Below are 20,625 nucleotides of genomic sequence, written 5' to 3' on the forward strand. Positions count from 1 at the left end.
CTAATGAACATCATTATTGAGTAAGTCCAGCTTGCTATTGTTCTCGTTCTAATGCCTTTGTTAATAAATATGATTAAAAATAGTAAAACTGCCTTTGTTAATAAATATGATTAAAAATAGTAAAACTGCCTTTTTAGTAATCGATCTTATGCTTATTTACTGCCGATTTTACAATTTTCCAAATAAATCCAGTAATTATGAAGAAAGATCTTCATATTGTTTGCAGCATGATTTGTTACATTTTCTGCATCGAAATAACTACAGTCCCATAAATGGACACGGAGTAATGACATGAAGCTTAATGCACTTTTAATGAGTACAGTTTTAGCTGCTGGTTCAATGATGACTGTAAACGCATATGCCGACAGTACAGCACGCGTTGCAGCAGCAAGTGCTTTGGGTAGTGTTGCGGGTACAGCTTTAGGTAAAAATATGGGTGGCAATACTGGTGCAACCTTGGGTGCTGCTTTAGGTGGTGCTGGTGGTGCAGCGGTTGCAAGCAGCAAGAAAAACCGGACTGAATCTGCAATTGGTGGCGCTCTAGGTGGCGGTGCAGGATATACAGTAGGTAAAAATATGGGCGGCTCTAACGGTGGCTATATTGGATCAGCATTGGGCGCTGCGGGTGGTGCTGCATTAGGTAACAAGATTTCCAAGGATAAAACTGCTGAAAAACGCTCTAAACACTGGAAAAAACGTTACCGTTAATTTGAATTCAGGCATTTTAGGCCAGCGGCTACATTTAACACAAGAGGCACCTTCGGGTGCTTTTTTATTGCTCTTTTATTCCCTCCAAATTCATGTAAAGCATCAACTTATCTTGCCAACATCATGAATAAATTAAGGAGATAAAAATCACAATTCGCCAACACTGCCTCCATGCTGTTTGGCGCTTGCTAGATTAAATTGATTTTATCAACAAAATACAGCTAGATATATAAAAGGTGTCCTCATGAACTATAAATCTCTAATGATTGCTGTCGTAGCAACCTCAGCCATGGGTATGACAGCTGCCAATGCAGGCAATACAACCAATACAGCTTTAGCTTCTGCTTTGGGGGGCGTTGTGGGTGCCGCAGTCGGTAATAAAATGGGCGGTACCACTGGCGCAACAATCGGTTCAGCGATTGGTGGTGGTGCAGGTGCCGCAGTGGCAGCAAATAAACGTGACCGTAATGGTGCGATTATCGGTGGTGCTTTAGGTGGCGGTGCAGGTTATGCAGTAGGTCGAAATATGGCTGGCAGCAATGGTGGTTATATCGGTGCAGCACTGGGTTCAGCAGGCGGCTCAGCTTTAGGTAAAAAAGTTAGCGAAGACCGTCGTTATGATGATCGTAGCGAACGTCGCTATAACTCTTCTCGCAATTACCGTTACAACGATTATCGCTACAATAACCGTCGTCGTTAAGACTTCATCTTTTATCCTTTCCTCCTTTATAAGCATCTTCGGATGCTTATTTTTTTATCTTTATAATTTAGTTTACACTTATATCGATTTTCTTCGATATACAAATACAATCTAAAGTCGTATGCTTTTAAAGATGTCTATTTAAGAGTAATACTATGCGTACACTTAACGATACCCAGTTCTCTATCCTCGAACTGGTTCCTGTTCGTGACGACAAGAGCATTCAATTTGCGCTAAACCATGCACTCGAACTTGCCCAAACAGCAGAAAAATTGGGTTATCGCCGGATGTGGCTGGCAGAACATCATAATATGGATGGCATCGCCAGCTCAGCAACCGCAGTTCTCTTAGGCTATTTACTGGCAAATACCAAAACCTTAACTTTAGGTTCTGGCGGAATTATGTTACCCAACCATGCCCCGTTGGTCGTGGCTGAACAGTTCGGCACATTGGCAACGCTCTATCCGGATCGTATTGAACTGGGTCTGGGCCGTGCTCCAGGCACCGATCAAATGACCATGCGTGCCCTACGTCGTGGCCGTCAGGAAACCGAAGACCAGTTTCCACAAGATGTACTGGAAATTCTGCAGTATTTTAAAGATCCAATTCCTGGACAACGTATCGTGGCAACACCGGGTCAAAGCACCCATGTTCCAGTGTGGTTATTAGGCTCCAGCCTGTTTAGTGCCCAGCTCGCAGCGAAACTTGGTCTGCCTTATTCATTTGCTTCGCATTTTGCTCCACGTATGCTGGGTCAGGCGATTCAGCTGTATCGTGACAATTTCCAACCCTCTGAATATCTGGATCGCCCCTATGTTTCCATGGGCGTACCGACCTGTGTCGCAGATACCGAGGAAGAAGCAGAATATCTGGCAACGAGTGCTTACCAACGAGTGCTTTCCCTGATTCGCGGTCAGAGCCTCAAACTGAAAGCTCCGATTGGCTCAATGGAAGGGCTTTGGTCACCACCAGAAAAAATGTCTGTCGATAATTTCTTTGCCATGGCACAAGTGGGTTCTAAAGAAACTGTTAAAGCGGGGCTGGAAACACTTCTGGCAAAATATGATGTGGATGAGTTTATTTTCACCTGTGATATTTATGATACAGAGAAACGTCTGCATAACTTTGAATTACTGATGCAAATCAAGAACGGGCAATAGATCTCATCTCTAAGTCAAAAAATGATTTTTTATTAATATTTAAATGGGTATTTAAATTTCCTTCTCCTCTAAGGAGGAGCATGCTACGCAAGGGGGAGAAGAAATTTTTATACACAACCTCTTCCTAGCCTTTCCTATAAGGAAAGGGAATTTCTTTGATAATGCTGACTTTTTCTAGTTTGTGTTATTGTCATCTACAATACCCATTCTTCGGAATGGGTATTGTTTTTAATCTATACATTGATCTGTATGGCCAGCCACACAAATTCACGTGTTATCTTTTTTAATCGATATGTTTCTCTGGACTTGCTCTTTTGCACTAAAAACAACTATAGAAAATAGAATGACTGTCTAAGTTAAATTTTAAACTTTACTGCTCTGGGGCTTTTGTTAATATCTATAGAAAAGCAAATAAAATCAATTATTAAAAAATTTCAAGGAAAAACAATGTCTACCAAGCAGGATGTACATATGGGCATATTCGAGAATCGTCCCGAAAATTTTCAGCATTTTGCTGGCTTTAAAGTGCCCTCTTCCCAGCTTGCTGAATTAGACTGCGCTGGGAAAGATATTGCGATTATTGGCACGGATCAGTTTACCGTGAGTCATCTCAATCACATTAGCCAGCACGCCCGATCAGTGAAAGTTTTTCAGATTAATCCGCAATTCGTGCTTCCCGGTACAGAGCATGGTCTGCAACGACTACTGAATCATCCTTTGATTATCAAAAATCGCCGCCTGTTTAATAGCCGGATCAAAAGTATTTTGTCCTTACGCTATCTGGAAAATCAGGTCCAGAATTTATGGTTAAGACGTCAACTTATGCCAAATCTCGCCGAAGTATCTAAAGTTTATTTAAAATCTGATCATTACTATACTGCCTTGCAACGTGAAAATTGCCAGCTGATTACCTGGCCCATTTCAAAAATTTCTAAAGATAGCATTTATTGTATTAATGGCGCTCAGCATCAGGTCGAACTGATTGTGTATACGTTTTCAGTATAAAACTGATCAATGGATAGGCCAGTAAACTGAAATTATAAGCTGTATCTAAAAAATGCAAGGTCTATAAAATTGAATTTTTTGGTGAGTATCTAAACAAGTTGATTATAAAATAGTGGAATGTATTTTTTAAAAAAATATTCAGTATTTTATTTGTTTATAATATTGATATTTTATTTCTATGAATCTGGCTCTTTTATTAATTTTTTATCTATAAATCAGAGCCAAGTTCTAGCTTGGCTCTGCACTTTTCTTAACCGATACGACGTTTAAGACCAGTCATTTGCAGGATACGGGTAGAAATCTCCTCAATCGACATTTCAGAGACATTCAGGTATTTGATTCCTTCTGAAATATAGATGCCTTCGATCGCACGCAGTTCCATCTGACACTGGCTAAAGCTGGCATAACGACTGTTCGCCTTACGTTCAGTGCGGATGGCAACCAGACGTTCTGCATCAATCATCAGACCAAAAAGCTTGTTTTTATGGGGTCTTAGCACTGCTGGCAGACGGTTATCATCCAGATCTTCTTCTGTCAGCGGATAGTTTGCTACACGAATACCGAACTGCAAAGACAGATAAATAGAAGTTGGTGTTTTACCGGAACGTGACACACCAATTAGAATCAGGTCGGCTTTATCATAATGACGGGTACGTGCGCCATCATCATTATCCAAAGCAAAATGGACAGCATCAATACGGGCTTTATAGGATTCGGAGTCCGTCACTGCGTGGGTCTGTCCGACTAAAGTCGTAGGAATCGTGCCTAACTCATCAGCCAATTTACTAATAAGCCCTTCAAATACATCAAGATTTACCGCATTTGCTGTATTAATAATATCGCGAACATAAGGATCAACCAAAGTATCAAATACCAGAGGTTTTTCACCGTCTATTTGAGCTCTTGCATTGATCTCTGCCACCACACTTGTAGCGGCTTCTTCAGAGCTAATGTAAGGGATAATATGAATGTCAAATTTTACGTGTGGAAACTGCGCTAACAGCGAGTGGCCAAGCGTTTCAGCGGTGATGGCAGTACCATCTGAAATAAAGAAAACACTACGCTGAATTTGTTTACCTTCCGACATTAAAATTCTCCTCCAACATTTGTCTTAGTGCTATATAATCTTTATAGTAAACCGATCTTACATGACTGTCGCTTAGTAAAATCAAAAACCTAGATGATTTGCTATACTCTCATGCCAAGATAGTGATTAATACTGCAAAAGTGGAGTAACAACTTTGGAAGCGCGCGTAATTGGTCTGGAAAAATTAGGGAAGCACGACGTTGAGCTGGTTGGTGGGAAAAACTCATCACTAGGCGAAATGATCAGCCATTTATCAAATGCTGGTGTATCTGTGCCAGGTGGTTTCGCAACGACTGCCGATGCCTACCGTGAATTTCTCGAGCAAAGTGGCCTAAACGCTAAAATCAATGCAGAGCTTGCTGCACTCAATGTTGATGACGTGAATGCACTCGCTGAAACTGGCGCAAAAATTCGTCAATGGATTGTGGATACTCCACTTACACCTGCATTAGAACAAGAAGTTCGTACAGCATTTGCAGAACTTTCTAACGGCAACCCTGACATCGCGGTTGCCGTTCGTTCTTCTGCAACTGCAGAAGATTTGCCGGATGCTTCTTTTGCCGGCCAGCAAGAAACTTTCCTGAACATTCGTGGTATCGATAACGTTCTGATCGCAATCAAAGAAGTGTTTGCATCTTTATACAACGATCGCGCAATCTCTTACCGTGTACACCAAAACTTTGCCCATGATGTAGTGGCTTTGTCCGCTGGTGTACAACGCATGGTTCGCTCAGAAACCGGCGCTGCTGGTGTAATGTTCACACTAGATACTGAATCAGGCTTCCGTGATGCAGTATTCATTACCGCTTCTTATGGTTTGGGTGAAATGGTTGTTCAGGGTGCAGTTAACCCGGATGAATTCTATATTTCTAAACCACTTTTAAATGCAGGTCGACACGCGATCCTTCGTCGCAACTTGGGCTCTAAGCATCAGAAAATGATTTATGGTGAAGAAGCCTCTGCGGGTAAATCAGTGGTTGTAGTTGACGTAGAAAAAGCAGATCGTCAGCAATTTGCATTGAATGATCACGAGCTACAAGAACTGGCTAAACAAGCGTTGATCATTGAAAACCATTACGGTTCTCCAATGGACATCGAATGGGCAAAAGACGGTGATGACGGTAAAATTTATATCGTTCAGGCACGTCCTGAAACAGTAAAAAGTCGTGAAAATGTCGGCACCATGGAACGCTACCTGTTGAAACAACGTGGCACTGTAATTTGTGAAGGCCGTTCAATTGGTCAACGTATCGGTTCTGGTAAAGTCCGCATCGTGACGTCGATTAAAGAAATGGACAAAGTACAAGACGGTGATGTACTTGTATCTGACATGACTGACCCGGACTGGGAACCAGTAATGAAACGTGCTGCTGCGATTATCACCAACCGTGGTGGTCGTACTTGTCACGCTGCAATCATTGCACGTGAATTAGGTGTTCCTGCAATTGTAGGTTGTGGTAATGCCACTGAAGTACTGGTTGACGGTCAAGAAGTCACTGTATCTTGTGCTGAAGGCGATACCGGCTTCATCTACGAAGGTGCACTTGATTTCGAAATTCAAACCAACTCGATCGAATCAATGCCAGCATTACCGTTCAAAGTCATGATGAACGTGGGTAACCCGGATCGTGCATTCGACTTTGCTCAAATTCCAAACGAAGGTATTGGTCTTGCACGTCTAGAGTTCATCATCAACCGTATGATCGGCGTACACCCTAAAGCATTACTGAACATCGACAGCCTGCCACGTGAAACACGTGCAGCAGTCATGGCACGTACTGCGGGTTATGCATCTCCAATCGAATTTTACGTAGAAAAACTGGTTGAAGGTATTTCTACTCTTGCTGCTGCATTCGCAGACAAGCCAGTGATCGTGCGTATGTCTGACTTCAAGTCAAACGAATATGCGAATTTGATCGGTGGTAAGTTATACGAACCAGAGGAAGAAAACCCGATGCTGGGCTTCCGTGGTGCAAGCCGTTATGTCTCTGACAACTTCCGTGACTGCTTCGAGCTGGAATGCCGTGCATTGAAGAAAGTTCGTGATGAAATGGGCTTAACCAACGTACAGATCATGATTCCGTTCGTTCGTACTGTAGCTGAAGCAAAACGCGTGATTGAACTTCTTGCTTTAAATGGCTTGAAACGTGGCGAGAATGGCCTGAAAGTGATCATGATGTGTGAACTTCCAACTAATGCCTTGTTAGCTGAACAGTTCCTTGAACACTTCGATGGTTTCTCTATCGGTTCAAACGACTTGACTCAGTTAACTCTTGGTCTGGACCGTGACTCTGGTATTGTATCTCACCTGTTTGATGAACGTGATCCTGCAGTTAAAGTACTTCTGTCTATGGCAATCCATGCATGTCGTAAAGCAGGCAAATATGTCGGTATCTGTGGTCAAGGCCCTTCTGACCATCCAGATCTTGCACAATGGCTGATGGAACAAGGAATTGAATCTGTGTCGCTTAACCCAGACTCAGTATTGGATACCTGGTTCTTCCTTGCTGAAGAAAAAGTAAAAAAAGCATAAATTCATTTTGAATATAAAAAAGACCCTTTAATAGGGTCTTTTTTATAAGCTCACCATCATTTACTAGTTCAAATCAATGGACTGAAAATATTCAAAATTTAAGCAATTGAATTACCTGAAATAATTAAATTAAATTTCTAAACATACCCCTACTGTAATGACAAACAAATACCAACAGTAAAGTCATACCAAACTAGCAATAATAAATGTCTACCTGACGTCCAGACATGTATCTTTTTAGAACACAGAAGTTTTCAGTTTATGTGTAGGATGCATTTTAATGAGAAATATGATTGAAAATCCTCAATTAATCTATATCTTACGATGAGAGAGTGTTTGTTTTCAAAACAGAATTCACTACAATCTTGATTAAACCTATTTATCAGTTCACATTTAAATATTGAGATTCAGTTTATATGCAGATTTACTTGGCACGAAACAATCAACAAGCTGGTCCATATACGCTCGAGCAATTGAATCAGATGCTGGCGAATCAACAAGTCATGCTGACAGATTTAGCCTGGCATCAAGGCATGACAGAATGGAAAGCCTTAGGTGAACTTACCCAAGGAAAATCAGTATATCAACCTGAAGGCTATATCGCTCCAGCACCAACTCCTGAAACGCCTGTATTTCAGAAAAATCAAACCGAAAAAACCTCTTATGGCCAGCAGCCTCGAGTCTCTGCAAGAAAAAATGAACTGGCCAGTATTCCCAGTCGTATCTTGGCTAAAATTGTAGACCTGCTATTGTGGTTGCCTGCGACTTTTATCCTGACTGCATTTTTCACTCCTGAACAGGAAGCACGGTTCGCAGAATTGAACCAAGAATTCATGAACGTGGTGCTGAGCAGCGATGCAGATCCGGCAATGGCCCAGCAATTACAGACTCAAATGTTTGAGATGTTTTCTCAACAGGCCTGGCTTGCCACAGCAGTCTATTTACTGATTATGCTGGCTATTCAGGCATTTCTGATTGCAAAATCAGGTCAAAGTATTGGTAAAAAACTCACGAAAATCAAAATTGTAGATGCTGATTCTGGCGAAAAAACCAGCTTGTTACGCGCTTTTACTATCCGCAGTGTGTTGTTCATTTTCTTCAATATCATGTTTATGCCTCTCAGCTTAATTATAGACTGGGCATTCGGACTGGGTAAAAAACGTCAGACCCTGCATGACAAACTGGCCAAAACTCAAGTAGTAAAACAATAATTTAGCAGCAAATAAAAACGGGATAATCTTCATCCCGTTTTTTCTTACATAACTTTGAAATTGAAATAAAATTCCTATAAATATTACCCAAATCATCCTACCAAAATCGGTTTTTATTACAGGCATTTAAAGCACCTTTACATATAGCTTAGTTCGTTAATCTCAGGCATAATGCCCTACAACGTAGCGGTGTATTGTGATTAAAAGGATGTTTTTTAAAAAATCAGCCTTTTTTAGTCATGTGCACTTTAATCGCTATCCCATATTAAATTAGGGAATGGGACTCTTCACCGAGGTTGTAAAATGAGACAAACGATTTTAGCTGTATTGTCTTTATCTGCGATGACTGCACTCTTGACTGGGTGTGGTGGTGATATGGTACTTCTGAACTCTAAAGGTCCAGTTGCAGCAGGTCAAAGTAACCTGATGATGACTGCGATTTACTTAATGCTATTGGTGGTTATTCCATCAATCATCATGGCATTATGGTTCGGTTGGAAATATCGTGCATCGAATAAAGACGCAGACTATAAACCTACATGGGCACACTCTACTGCGATTGAAATTGTAGTATGGGGTATCCCTGTCATTATTATTGGTATTTTAGCTTGGTTAACTTGGTGGGGTTCCCACAAGTATGACCCATACCGTCCAATTGAAGCAGATAAAGCACCTTTAACTGTTCAAGTTATTGCTGAACAATTTAAATGGATCTTCATCTACCCTGAGCAAGGTATTGCAACAATCAACGAAATGCGTTTCCCAGAGAAAACTCCGGTAAGCCTTCGTTTAACCTCTAACTTCACGATGAACTCATTCTTCATCCCGGCGTTAAGTGGTCAGATTTATGCAATGGCAGGTATGCAAACTCACCTCAACCTATTAGCTGATGAAACTAGCCCAGCTGAAGGCTACCGTGGTTTCTCTTCAAACTATTCAGGTTACGGCTTCTCACAAATGCGCTTCCGTGCACATTCTGTGACTGATGCCCAGTTTGCCGAATGGGTTTCTGCTATTCAGGCAGGAAACGGTACTTCAGTTAACCCTAATGCAGTACAAAAAACTGTTCTAGACCAAGCTGAATTTGCAAGCTTACGTGACGGTAACCGTGGTGTTCACCAGATCGAAGCGATTATTGCAAGAGCTAAGACTCCTGAAGAGAAGGCTGCTGCCGAAGCAATGAAGCCTTACCCTACTAAGCCACACCCTGTGACTTACTACTCTTCTGTAGAGCAAGGTTTGTTTGAATCTGTGATTCACAAGTATATGAGTAACTACCACGGTGCTGACCATTCAGCTCCTGTAGAAGCTGCAGCAACTGATGCTGTTGCTCATGAAGCGTCTGCTTCTGAAGCTCATGTAGCTGGTGAACATGCGACTGCTTCTCAAGGAGAATAAGACATGAGCTTCTTAGGTAAGTTAGGTCCGGATGCAATTCCTTACGATCCAATCGTACTGGCAACTGTTGCAATGATGATCTTGGGTGGTATCGTAGTTGTTGCCGGTATTACCTACTTCAAAAAATGGGGCTACCTGTGGAACGAATGGTTCACATCTGTAGACCATAAAAAAATTGGTATCATGTATATCTTCGTATCTGTGATCATGCTGGTGCGTGGTTTCGCCGATGCGATCATGATGCGTCTTCAGCAGTTCCTTGCAAAAGGTGGCGGCGAAGGTTATTTACACCCTGAGCATTACGACCAGATCTTTACCGCCCATGGCGTGATCATGATCTTCTTCGTGGCAATGGGTCTTGTAGTTGGTTTAATGAACATCTCTGTACCGCTTCAAATCGGTGCACGTGACGTTGCATTCCCATTATTGAACTCTCTGAGCTTCTGGTTATTCGCCGGTGCTGCGGGTCTGATGATGGTATCACTTGCGTTAGGTGAGTTCGCTGCAACAGGCTGGATGGCATACCCTCCACTGTCTGGTATCGAATATTCTCCAGGCGTGGGTATGGACTACTATATCTGGGCACTGCAAATTTCAGGTCTAGGTACGCTATTAACGGGTGTTAACTTCTTTGTTACCATCATCAAAATGCGTGCGCCTGGCATGAAGCTTATGGAAATGCCAATCTTTACCTGGACATCTTTATGTACAGCAGTATTGATTATTGCGGCTTTCCCAGTGTTGACTGCAACAATCGCAATGTTAACGCTTGACCGTTACTTCGGTTTCCACTTCTTTACCAACGACATGGGTGGTAGTCCAATGTTGTATGTAAACCTGATTTGGACTTGGGGTCACCCGGAAGTTTATATCTTGGTATTACCAGCATTTGGTATTTACTCAGAAGTTGTTGCGACTTTCTCGCGCAAAGCATTGTTCGGTTACAAATCAATGGTGTATGCAACAGTAGCAATCACAGTATTGTCATTCGTTGTATGGGTTCACCACTTCTTTACCATGGGTGCAGGTGCCAACGTTAACGCGTTCTTCGGTATCATGACCATGATTATCGCGATTCCTACAGGTGTGAAGATCTTCTCTTGGCTGTTCACCATGTACAAGGGTCGTATTGTTTACACTACCCCAATGCTATGGACACTTGGCTTCCTTGTGACTTTCGGTATCGGTGGTTTAACAGGTGTATTGATGGCGGTTCCACCAGCGGACTTCCTGGTACACAACTCTTTATTCCTGATTGCCCACTTCCATAACGTAATTATTGGTGGTGTAGTATTCGCGATGTTCGCAGGTATCATCTTCTACTGGCCGAAAATGTTCGGTTGGAGACTGAATGAAACTTGGGGTAAAGCAGCTTTCTGGTTCTGGTTCTTCGGTTTCTACTTTGCATTCATGCCGCTTTATATCCTTGGTTTCATGGGTATGACTCGTCGTTTGAATACATTTGACAACCCGGACTGGGATCCGTATGTAAACATTGCCATGTTTGGTGCGGTTCTGATTGCGCTTGGTATTGTATGTTTCATCATGCAAATCGTGGTTGGTTTCCTACAACGTGAGCAACGTCTAGATTTGACTGGCGATCCATGGGATGGTCGTACCCTTGAATGGTCGACATCATCTCCTGCTCCATTCTATAACTTCGCTCATCTTCCAAAGATCCATGGTATTGATACTTTCTGGATCGAGAAAGAAAATGGTGTTGCATACGCAAAACCGACGAAGTATGAAGACGTGCATATGCCGACTAACCGTGCTGCTGGTTTCGTTATCGCGATGTTCATCACTATTATGGGCTTCGGTTTAATCTGGCACATCTGGTGGTTAGTAGTTGTTACGTTCCTTGCTTCTATCATTAGCTTCATCGTGTCTTCTTTCACCAAGAAAGTGGATTACTATGTTCCAGCTGCTGAAGTTGAGCGTATTGAAAACGAACGCTATGCGATTCTTGAAAAACACTTGAAGAAGGACTAAGACAATGGCTGAAGTACTTCATCACGATAACCACGGACATGATGAGCATCATCATCACGATGATACTGACATCACTGTCTTTGGTTTCTGGACTTACTTGATGAGTGACCTTGTCCTGTTCGGTACACTCTTCATTGCGTTCGCTGTTTTGAGTAGCCACATCCCTGTGGGTACTCCAAGTGCGAGAGACCTGTTTGGCGACTCTTTAGGTTTCGTTCTTACTGAAACCTTCGCCCTCTTGATCTCTTCTGTAACCTTTGGTTTTGCAGTTCTTGCTGCATACAAAAAAGACGTTGCAAAAGTACTGACTTGGTTAGCGATTACTTGGGTATTCGGTGCTATCTTCATCGGCATGGAACTATATGAATTCAACCACCTAGTTCATGCGGGTCACGGTCCAAGCACAAGTGCGTTCTTATCTGCGTTCTTTACTTTGGTAGGTACGCACGGTATTCACGTAACTTCTGGTCTGGTCTGGATGATCGTGCTTATGGTTCAAATCAAGAAATATGGTTTGACTCTTGCAAACACGCGTCGTCTAGCTTGCCTAAGCTTGTTCTGGCACTTCCTTGACATCGTTTGGATCTGTGTATTCAGCGTAGTTTACTTGATGGGAGTTCTGTAATGAGTCACGATCATAACGCTGCTGGCGAATCACACGGTAACGTTAAGCAATATACTGTTGGCTTCATCCTTTCTATCATCCTTACCGTAATTCCATTCGGTATGGTGATGGCAGGCGGTTTTGGCCGTGGTACTTTGATTACCGTCATTGCGATTACTGCGGTTGCTCAGATTCTTGTGCAGTTAATTTATTTCCTGCATATGAACTCTTCTTCAGAGCAACGCTGGAACGTAATTGCGTTTGTGTATACCATCTTAACCATTGCTATTCTTCTAGTAGGTTCTGTATGGATCATGAACTACCTACACTACAACATGATGATCTAAACTGGTCGTCATGCTGAAAAAGTATTTATTCCTGACTAAGCCAGGAATTCTCTTCGGTAACTTTGTTACCACTTTGGGTGGCTACTTTGTAGCCACTCAAAGTTCTGTAGATTTCCTTCTCCTGCTTATTACCTTGCTCGGTACTACGCTTGTCGTAGCATCAGGATGTGTGGTCAACAACGTGATTGACCAGGACATCGACCAAAAAATGCAGCGCACAAAAAATCGTGCTCTCGTCACCAAAGCCATCTCTGTACCTGTTGCCCTGTGCTTTGCCCTGGTATTAGGCCTTGTTGGTTTTAGTCTTTTATGGTTCTGGGTAAATGCGTACGCTTTCTTATTCGCGGTGATTGGTTTTGTCGTATATGTCGGTTTTTACAGCCTATGGACAAAACGAACCACAATTCATCAAACTGTTGTAGGTAGTATTTCTGGTGCAGCTCCGCCTGTCATTGGTTATACCGCAGTAGCCAATCAATTTGATTTAGGTGCGTTACTGATCTTTTTAGGTTATGCATTATGGCAAATGCCTCACTCATGGGCGATTGCGATTTACCGCTTTGATGATTATAAAAATGCAGGTATTCCGATCTTGCCTGTAGCGCGTTCGATTCATCGTACCAAGGTTGAATCACTGGTTTATGTGGTGTTATTCACACTCACCATGAATGCGTTATTTGTCTTTGGTTATGCCAACTGGCTCTATGCAGTGGTTTTAAATTTACTGTGTATATACTGGCTGTATCTGGGTGTGATTGGATTTAAAGCTGAAAATGATCAACTTTGGGCAAAGAAATATTTCTTGTTCTCTGTGATCCTGATTACTGTCATCAGTATTATCTTTAGTTTTACCTCCACTGCGCCATCTACACAGATTGTGTTTTTTTAAAAAGGATAGAGTTAGTCTCTATCTTTTTTATTTTGATTTCTCTTAATCCTCTGCTTCCAATAGTTGTAGAGCAGCATCAAAAATTCGGCTTTATTTTTATAAAGCTAAACCTCGATCTTCCTGATTGCTTGTAAAATTCAATCTTTCTGGCTCCAGACTCCGATTATTCAGTTTTTCTAGATTTTTAACCTGATAAGTCCAGCTTGATCTTCGCAACAATACATGTGCTGAATTTAACCAGTCCAAATTTGGTTAAAGCCAAAATAAGGTTCTGATAATCGGTCTGGTTATAGAGATAATTTCGCGAAAATCTCTTATTTGGTTGAAATTATCCTTAAAGATCACTACAATTTCCCCTTCGCAAACACTGCGACACAACTTTGGTTGTGACTCCTTGCTTCAATTTACTTAAATTGGGGCTGTCCAAACCGTAAGGAGCTGACAATGCGTCATTACGAAATCGTACTTTTAGTACACCCTGATCAAAGCGATCAAGTAGTTGGTATGGTAGAACGCTACCTAACTCACATCAAAGAAGCTGAAGGTCAAATCCACCGTCTTGAAGACTGGGGCCGTCGTCAATTGGCTTACCCAATCAACAAGATCCACAAAGCTCACTACATTCTTATGAATGTTGAGTGTGGTCAAACTACTCTTGATGAGCTTGAAGAATTATTCCGTTATAACGACGCAATCATTCGTAGCCTTATCATCCGTCGTGAAAACGCTATCACTGAAGAGTCACTATTGGCTAAAAGTGCTGAAGAAAAACGTGCGCGTAAAGCTCAACGTGAAGAAGCACAACACGCTCAAGACTCTGCTGAAGCTTAAGGAGAACATAACATGGCACGTTTTTACCGTCGTCGCAAGTTCTGCCGCTTTACAGCTGAGAACGTTACGTACATCGACTACAAAGATATCGACACTTTAAAACAGTACATCACTGAAAACGGCAAGATTGTTCCTAGCCGTATTACAGGTACTAAAGCTCGTTACCAACGTCAATTAGCGCTAGCTATCAAACAAGCTCGCTACTTGTCTTTGATCCCTTACACTGACAATCATAAGTGAGGTTGAGCTGTGGATATTATCTTATTACAACGCATTAAAAACCTAGGTAAACTAGGCGATAAAGTTTCAGTTAAAGCTGGTTACGGCCGTAACTTCCTTATCCCACAAGGTATGGCAGTTGCTGCAACAGAATCAAATACTGCTGCTTTTGAAGCTCGTCGTGCTGAACTTGAGAAAGCTGAAGCTGATGTTTTAGCTGCTGCTCAAGCACGTGCTGACCAATTGAACGAAGTGAACATCGTTATTACTGCGAAAGCAGGCGACGAAGGTAAACTATTCGGTTCTATCGGTACTCGTGACATCGCTGACGCGTTGACAAATGCTGGTCTAGAAGTAGACCGTGCTGAAGTACGTCTTCCAAATGGCGCACTTCGTCACACTGGCGAATTTAACATCGCAATCCAATTGCACCATGATGTTATTGCAGAAGTTCTGGTTACTATCGTAGCTGAGTAATTTCTCGCCTCAAAAAGAGCATGCTTTCGCATGCTCTTTTTTATTTCTAAAAAATATAATCTAGTCAATACCGCCCAATTCATTTTATCATTCGTGTTTCTAAAAAATTGCACTTCGCATTTTTGATCAGAGCGCGTATCATTTCATCTCGTAGTGAATAAACGCTATTCATCTCCGACGATATTTTACCATTGTATTTAAAATCAGGGATTTATATGTCACAGGCGAATGCCAGCAAAAAGGTACCTATTACTAAACCGGAAATTGTTACTGAAAATAGCAATCTCAAGGAGTTCCGTACCCCGCCCCACAATTTAGCAATTGAACAGGCTGTACTTGCTGCCCTTATGACTGTGGCTGAATCTTTTGAACAGGTCGGTGATGTACTGACCGAAAATGATTTTTATGCTACCCGACATAAATATATTTTCCGTGCCATTGAACAGCTCTCTAAAGAAAACTCACCTTATGATGCGGTTCTAGTGCATGACTGGCTAATCAAACAGAATCTGCTCGATGCCATTGGTGGCGAAGAGTATTTGATGCAGCTGATGGCAGATTCACCCTCGAGTTTCTATAACCTGGAAACTTATGCTGGGAAAATTAAAGAGTTTGCTACCCTGCGCAGCATGATTAAAGTCAGCTCTGAAATTTTACAAAATGCCTATGACACCAAAGGCCGTACCGTCAGTGAAATTCTGGATCTGGCTGAGACCAATATTTTCTCGATTGCCGAACAGCATAATAACAATGCCAAAGCACAAGGCCCTAAGCCGATCAACTCGGTGGTTGCAGACGTATTTGATAAATTAAATGAACTGTCACAAATGGAAGGCAGCATTACCGGTTTAACTACTGGTTTTGTAGAACTGGATAACAAAACTTCCGGTATGCAATCTGGCGATTTAATTATTGTCGCGGCGCGTCCATCCATGGGTAAAACCACCTTTGCCATGAATCTGGTCGAAAGTGTTTTATTCAATAACAACCTGCCTGCTCTGGTCTATTCAATGGAGATGCCAGCCGACTCGATCGCCATGCGTTTGATTTCTTCATTTGGTCGCGTGCATCAGGGACATTTACGTTCTGGTAAAATGGACAGTGATGAATGGTCAAAAGTCACCAGTACCATTGTGCATTTACAAGAAAAAAATCTGTATATCGATGATTCTTCTGCGCTTCCACCGACAGAATTACGTGCCCGTGCGCGTCGTATTGCCAAAATGCATGGCGGAAAACTAGGCTGTATCATGGTCGATTACCTGCAGCTGATGAAAGTCCCTGGCATGGGTGATAACCGTGTTGGCGAAATCTCGGAAATTTCCCGAAGCTTAAAAGCCTTGGCAAAGGAAATGCAGTGTCCCGTAATTGCCTTGTCGCAGCTCAACCGATCGCTGGAGAACCGTCCAAACAAACGCCCGGTGATGTCCGACTTGCGTGAATCCGGTGCGATCGAGCAGGATGCCGACTTGATCATGTTTATTTACCGTGATGAGGTTTATAACAAAGAATCAAAGGAAGCTGGCACCGCTGAAATCATTATCGGCAAACAGCGTAACGGCCCGATTGGTACCGTGCGTCTGGCATTCGAAGGTCAATATACCCGCTTTAGTAATCTCTCGCCTGAGTTCTATGCTCAGTATGATGATGAAGAGTAATCAGGCTCTCGTCATCACATTTCCATCGTCCCTCTAGGAGTAATTTAGGGTGCGTCAAGCTACAGTTTATATTGACAGCGCTGCGCTGCAATATAATTTAAACCGTGTCAAACAACTTGCCCCAACCGCGAAAATCGTCAGCATGGTGAAAGCCAATGCTTATGGACACGGAGTTAAAGACTGCTTAGCAGCCTTAAGCGAAACCGATGCCTTTGGTGTCGCCTGCCTGCAAGAAGCCTTGGAAATTCGTGAATTGGGCTATTTACAGCCGATCACGCTCATCGAAGGTATTTTTTCAGCCGATGAAATGCAGCTTGTAATCGATCAGAATATTGAAGTTGTGGTACATCATCAGGCCCAACTCGACTGGTTACTGGCTCATAAAGAGACCTATATCGCCAAAGGCCTAAAAGTCTGGGTCAAACTGAACAGCGGCATGAACCGTCTAGGCTTTAAAATTGATGTGATTAAAACCGTGATCAATCAGTTGAAAGCTGAAGGCTTTACTTGTGTACTTGCCATGCACTTTGCCAATGCAGATGCCGATCATCCATTGAATGAACAGCAAATCCAGCAGTTCCTTGAAGTGAAAAATGACTGTGCACCACTCATGGGTTCATGCTGTAACTCGGCTGCAATCTATAAATATCCAGAATTGCATTTTGACTATGTCCGTCCCGGGATTATGCTCTATGGTGCGACGCCCTTTGCAGACCGTGATGTACATGACCTGGATTTAAAACCGGTTATGACCTTTACAGCTGAAATTATTGCCTTGAATGATATTCAAGCGGGTGACCATGTCGGTTATGGTTCGACGTTCACCGCAGATCAGAACATGACTTTGGCCATTGTTTCAATTGGCTATGGTGATGGCTATCCTCGTGCTTTCCCCAAACAGAACTATGTCGCAATCAATCGTCAGCAAACTCGCGTGATTGGCCGCGTAGCGATGGATATGATCGCTATTGATGTCACAGGATTAGAAGTGCAATTAGGTACAGAAGTCGAACTTTGGGGGAAAACCCGTCTGGTGGATGATGTGGCGACAGCCAATGGTACGATTGGTTATGAACTATTATGCCGACTCAGCAATCGGGCACGACGTAAAGTAATCTGATTTAATCTAAAGATCCAAAAAAGCCCAACCAGTGTTGGGCTTTATTTAGGCTGACTTTTGTTCTTCACCTTGCTCTACACATAATTGCAGCAATAGAGCATCAACATGACTTTGCTGAAATGCAAAAGGGTTAAAGTCATTAAATCCCATGTCCTGACAGAATTGCTGGATTTGACTGCGTTTAGAAATATATTTCATCGACCAGTCCGGGAAACTCGGATATTCAATTTCCTTGGTTTCAAATAGTTTAATGTCCTGATGGCGAGGATCTTTATTCAGCCTCTCGACCAGCAGACTTTTTAAAGTAAGACATTCACCTTCCAGACATTGAAAAAAATAACCATCAGCAAAATACAGTACACCTGTAACTTGATGCTGGTAATTAAAATCACGAGCCTCTTTCAAAATATTCGCTAAATCTTCAAGCAAATCAGTTTTGGGAGAAGTGCTTTTACTGGCGTAACAAAATTGGTACATGTGCTAACTTCTCTTTTTTTATTATGCCTGACGCATAGAAGTTAACACTGTACGTGAAAAACCGGACCTACGATAGGTTTTTACAAGAAATACTCATTAGATGGAACCGGAAGTTCTGCCAGTCCTTTTTTCAAGGTTTCTGACCATTGCCGGCTGATTGCCGTGAAATACTCGTCATCTTCAGCAATACGCTTACCTCTCGGCATCATCAGACTGTCCTTTTTATAGACCAGTACATCGAGTGGCATACCAACTGAAACATTAGAGCGCAAGGTAGATGCAAATGAAATCAGGGAACAGCGCAAGGCTTCATCCAGCGGCATATCATAAGTCAGCGCGCGATCCAGGATTGGCTTGCCATATTTGCTTTCGCCAATCTGGAAATATGGTGTATCTCGTGTCGCACAGATAAAATTTCCCTGCGGATAAACATGATAAAGCTGCATATCCTGGTCTTTGAGTTGTCCACCCACCAGCAGATTACAATAATAATTGCTCTGTTCTGAAATATCGCTCGTGACGTTGGCAATTACTTTTTTCAGCATGCTTCCCACCAGTTCCGCGACATCAAACATGGTATGCAGGCTCAATATATTAGGTTCCTGCTTCAGTTCAAGCTGATTTTTGATATGTCCGATCACGGCTTGGGTGGTTGCCAGATTGCCGGATGCCTGTATCACGATCATACGTTCCCCAGGAACTCCGAAGGTGTATAGCTTTCGAAATACAGAGATGTGATCTACTCCGGCATTGGTCCGGGTATCACTGATAAATAGCATACCTTGCTCTAAACGCAATGCACAACAATACGTCATTAGTTCGTCCTTATTAACATCCTAGCACCTGAACGCTGGAAAGCATGGATTCCACACCGCCCATCTCTCTTACACCGCGTACCGGTGCCACATCCCAATAATCCCGTCCAATTGCCACATAAACATGCGAACTTGGAGTGAACAGCAAATTACTGACATCAAAACAATACCATGTCTGGTCTACAAACACCTCGGCCCAAGCGTGACTGGCCAGATGCGAGGCATTTTGTGCATATAAATAACCAGACACATAACGGGCAGGTAAACCCAGATATTTACACATGGCAATAAAAATATGGCTATGATCCTGACAAACCCCCTGTCTGGACTCAAAGGCATCTATTGCTGTGCCTTGTACAGAAGTGCTGTTGGAAATATAAGGTACATGCTCCAGCAATGCCTGTGCCAACCCAATCAGATGCTGACGGCTTAATACAGGGACATGACGTTGTGCAAAATCCTTCATTGCTACATTACACTGGGTCGATTCGGTCGGCTGTAAAAAAAGATTGGGATTGATTGAATCATTCAACCCACTCTGATGTGCAGGATTCAGCTCGACAATCCCCTGTGCCATAATGGTTAAGGAATAGTACGGCTCGCGCTGGTTACAGGTCATCCACAAATTTTGGAATGCATCTTTTCTTATCTGTTTATAACCAGGTACACTGATATCCCACGAATGCACCCGCTGATGCGCATTGTTCGAAGGCATCATTTTGATGTACTGAATACTGTTCCTCACCTCGGCCGTGTACATATAATGGGTTTGGTGATTCACCATCAATTTCATACATCTGCCTCAAACAGTTGATGAATATGGTCGCTAAACTGATAGAATTCAATCCGGTTTGGCTCTGCACGCAACTGTTCCCAGTACTGTTCCAGATCGCCCCAGCCCATTTCCACCAAAATTTTGACGATATAATCAATTTTACCCAGTGTAGTACCAGTTTCCTCACCCAGACGCAAATGATGATCAAGCTGTTCTACACACTGGCCTAAACTAAAAAACAGAAAGATATCGGAAGACTCCGCTTCCAGAATCTCTTCACATTCATTCACTACTTCACAAATATAACCGGCATTTTTGTCTGCAGTTTTGATCAGCTTCATCATCTCCGCATAGCCTGATGCCGACAATACTCCGCGCAACTCCTGAATATTATCTTTGGCAATTCCTAACTGCTGGCTAAAAGATGCCAGTTGAGTAGGATCGAGTAGCAGCTCGTTTAAGGAGCTGGCATCGAAAGCAGGTAAACAAAAGGCGTGTGCATAGGTTAAAGCCGCTTCATCTTCTAAAAATGGAAAGCGGGCACATAAAAAATGTGTGCGGGCTAAATAGCGCCCTAACCAAAAAATATGTTTTGCATTGCTATTTAGCAAAACCATGA

21 protein-coding genes are annotated in these 20,625 nt (G+C 42.5%); 16 read left to right on the forward strand and 5 right to left on the reverse strand.

What is annotated here, in order from left to right; genetic code table 11:
• Window positions 1-291 precede the first annotated feature (291 nt).
• The 4 genes from VXQ11_RS07690 (at window position 292) to VXQ11_RS07705 (ending at window position 3,573) form a co-directional block, all read left to right on the forward strand.
• Window positions 292-708 (forward strand): glycine zipper 2TM domain-containing protein, encoded by a 417-nt coding sequence (locus VXQ11_RS07690; RefSeq protein ID WP_064096506.1) that lies wholly within the window; start codon window positions 292-294, stop codon window positions 706-708.
• A 244-nt stretch (window positions 709-952) separates the two neighbouring features.
• Window positions 953-1,408: a hypothetical protein gene (locus tag VXQ11_RS07695; RefSeq protein ID WP_064096507.1), complete on the forward strand. Its 456-nt coding sequence runs from the start codon at window positions 953-955 to the stop codon at window positions 1,406-1,408.
• Window positions 1,409-1,563: 155 nt separating this feature from the next.
• The gene (locus VXQ11_RS07700) at window positions 1,564-2,568 is read left to right on the forward strand and encodes an LLM class flavin-dependent oxidoreductase (RefSeq protein WP_064096508.1); all 1,005 of its coding nucleotides are present in this window, start codon (window positions 1,564-1,566) and stop codon (window positions 2,566-2,568) included.
• A gap of 447 nt (window positions 2,569-3,015) precedes the next feature.
• On the forward strand, window positions 3,016-3,573 hold the full coding sequence (locus tag VXQ11_RS07705) for a flavoprotein (RefSeq protein WP_191730596.1): 558 nt from the start codon (window positions 3,016-3,018) through the stop codon (window positions 3,571-3,573).
• Window positions 3,574-3,823: 250 nt separating this feature from the next.
• Here VXQ11_RS07705 and VXQ11_RS07710 read toward each other — a convergent pair whose 3' ends face one another.
• Entirely contained in the window at window positions 3,824-4,660 is an 837-nt protein-coding gene (locus VXQ11_RS07710; RefSeq protein WP_064096510.1) for a pyruvate, water dikinase regulatory protein, read from the reverse strand.
• A gap of 154 nt (window positions 4,661-4,814) precedes the next feature.
• Between VXQ11_RS07710 and ppsA the strand changes: the two genes are divergently transcribed.
• The 12 genes from ppsA to alr all read left to right on the forward strand — a co-directional run bounded on the left by ppsA (window position 4,815) and on the right by alr (window position 17,939).
• Window positions 4,815-7,193: a phosphoenolpyruvate synthase gene (gene ppsA / locus VXQ11_RS07715; protein ID WP_064096511.1), complete on the forward strand. Its 2,379-nt coding sequence runs from the start codon at window positions 4,815-4,817 to the stop codon at window positions 7,191-7,193.
• 416 nt (window positions 7,194-7,609) lie between these two features.
• Complete coding sequence (locus tag VXQ11_RS07720; protein ID WP_064102690.1) at window positions 7,610-8,404, forward strand: RDD family protein; 795 nt, start codon at window positions 7,610-7,612, stop codon at window positions 8,402-8,404.
• 303 nt (window positions 8,405-8,707) lie between these two features.
• Window positions 8,708-9,802: a ubiquinol oxidase subunit II gene (gene cyoA / locus VXQ11_RS07725; protein ID WP_064096513.1), complete on the forward strand. Its 1,095-nt coding sequence runs from the start codon at window positions 8,708-8,710 to the stop codon at window positions 9,800-9,802.
• Between the two features lie 3 nt (window positions 9,803-9,805).
• A complete protein-coding gene (cyoB, locus tag VXQ11_RS07730) occupies window positions 9,806-11,794 on the forward strand; it encodes a cytochrome o ubiquinol oxidase subunit I (RefSeq protein ID WP_416680651.1) in 1,989 nt (662 codons plus the stop codon).
• 4 nt (window positions 11,795-11,798) lie between these two features.
• Entirely contained in the window at window positions 11,799-12,419 is a 621-nt protein-coding gene (gene cyoC / locus VXQ11_RS07735; protein ID WP_004278786.1) for a cytochrome o ubiquinol oxidase subunit III, read from the forward strand.
• Window positions 12,419-12,745 (forward strand): cytochrome o ubiquinol oxidase subunit IV, encoded by a 327-nt coding sequence (locus VXQ11_RS07740; protein ID WP_064096515.1) that lies wholly within the window; start codon window positions 12,419-12,421, stop codon window positions 12,743-12,745. The genes cyoC and VXQ11_RS07740 overlap by 1 nt, the downstream gene beginning before the upstream one ends.
• 10 nt (window positions 12,746-12,755) lie before the next feature.
• Window positions 12,756-13,634: a heme o synthase gene (cyoE, locus tag VXQ11_RS07745; RefSeq protein WP_416705770.1), complete on the forward strand. Its 879-nt coding sequence runs from the start codon at window positions 12,756-12,758 to the stop codon at window positions 13,632-13,634.
• Between the two features lie 444 nt (window positions 13,635-14,078).
• Window positions 14,079-14,465 (forward strand): 30S ribosomal protein S6, encoded by a 387-nt coding sequence (rpsF, locus tag VXQ11_RS07750; RefSeq protein WP_004278789.1) that lies wholly within the window; start codon window positions 14,079-14,081, stop codon window positions 14,463-14,465.
• Between the two features lie 12 nt (window positions 14,466-14,477).
• Window positions 14,478-14,705, forward strand: coding sequence for a 30S ribosomal protein S18 (gene rpsR, locus VXQ11_RS07755; RefSeq protein ID WP_004278792.1), 228 nt, complete (start codon window positions 14,478-14,480; stop codon window positions 14,703-14,705).
• Window positions 14,706-14,714: 9 nt separating this feature from the next.
• Window positions 14,715-15,161 (forward strand): 50S ribosomal protein L9, encoded by a 447-nt coding sequence (gene rplI / locus VXQ11_RS07760; RefSeq protein WP_064096517.1) that lies wholly within the window; start codon window positions 14,715-14,717, stop codon window positions 15,159-15,161.
• Window positions 15,162-15,376: 215 nt separating this feature from the next.
• The gene (gene dnaB, locus VXQ11_RS07765) at window positions 15,377-16,819 is read left to right on the forward strand and encodes a replicative DNA helicase (protein ID WP_064096518.1); all 1,443 of its coding nucleotides are present in this window, start codon (window positions 15,377-15,379) and stop codon (window positions 16,817-16,819) included.
• A 49-nt stretch (window positions 16,820-16,868) separates the two neighbouring features.
• Window positions 16,869-17,939 carry an alanine racemase gene (gene alr / locus VXQ11_RS07770; protein ID WP_416705771.1) on the forward strand — a complete coding sequence of 357 codons (1,071 nt, stop codon included), beginning with the start codon at window positions 16,869-16,871 and terminating at the stop codon, window positions 17,937-17,939.
• Window positions 17,940-17,984: 45 nt separating this feature from the next.
• Here the strand turns inward: alr and VXQ11_RS07775 are convergent, their stop codons facing one another.
• The 4 genes from VXQ11_RS07775 to VXQ11_RS07790 all read right to left on the reverse strand — a co-directional run bounded on the left by VXQ11_RS07775 (window position 17,985) and on the right by VXQ11_RS07790 (window position 20,623).
• Window positions 17,985-18,416 carry a BLUF domain-containing protein gene (locus VXQ11_RS07775; RefSeq protein WP_004645416.1) on the reverse strand — a complete coding sequence of 144 codons (432 nt, stop codon included), beginning with the start codon at window positions 18,414-18,416 and terminating at the stop codon, window positions 17,985-17,987.
• A gap of 80 nt (window positions 18,417-18,496) precedes the next feature.
• Window positions 18,497-19,231 carry a proteasome-type protease gene (locus VXQ11_RS07780; RefSeq protein ID WP_004645417.1) on the reverse strand — a complete coding sequence of 245 codons (735 nt, stop codon included), beginning with the start codon at window positions 19,229-19,231 and terminating at the stop codon, window positions 18,497-18,499.
• A gap of 13 nt (window positions 19,232-19,244) precedes the next feature.
• Window positions 19,245-20,024, reverse strand: a complete 780-nt coding sequence (locus VXQ11_RS07785) for a transglutaminase family protein (RefSeq protein WP_004645418.1) — start codon at window positions 20,022-20,024, stop codon at window positions 19,245-19,247.
• Window positions 20,021-20,623: an alpha-E domain-containing protein gene (locus VXQ11_RS07790; RefSeq protein WP_004645419.1), complete on the reverse strand. Its 603-nt coding sequence runs from the start codon at window positions 20,621-20,623 to the stop codon at window positions 20,021-20,023. The genes VXQ11_RS07785 and VXQ11_RS07790 overlap by 4 nt, the downstream gene beginning before the upstream one ends.
• Window positions 20,624-20,625: the final 2 nt, after the last annotated feature.

The sequence above is a fragment of the Acinetobacter sp. 197 genome (genome assembly GCF_048148385.1).
Taxonomy (GTDB): Bacteria; Pseudomonadota; Gammaproteobacteria; order Pseudomonadales; family Moraxellaceae; genus Acinetobacter; species Acinetobacter pecorum.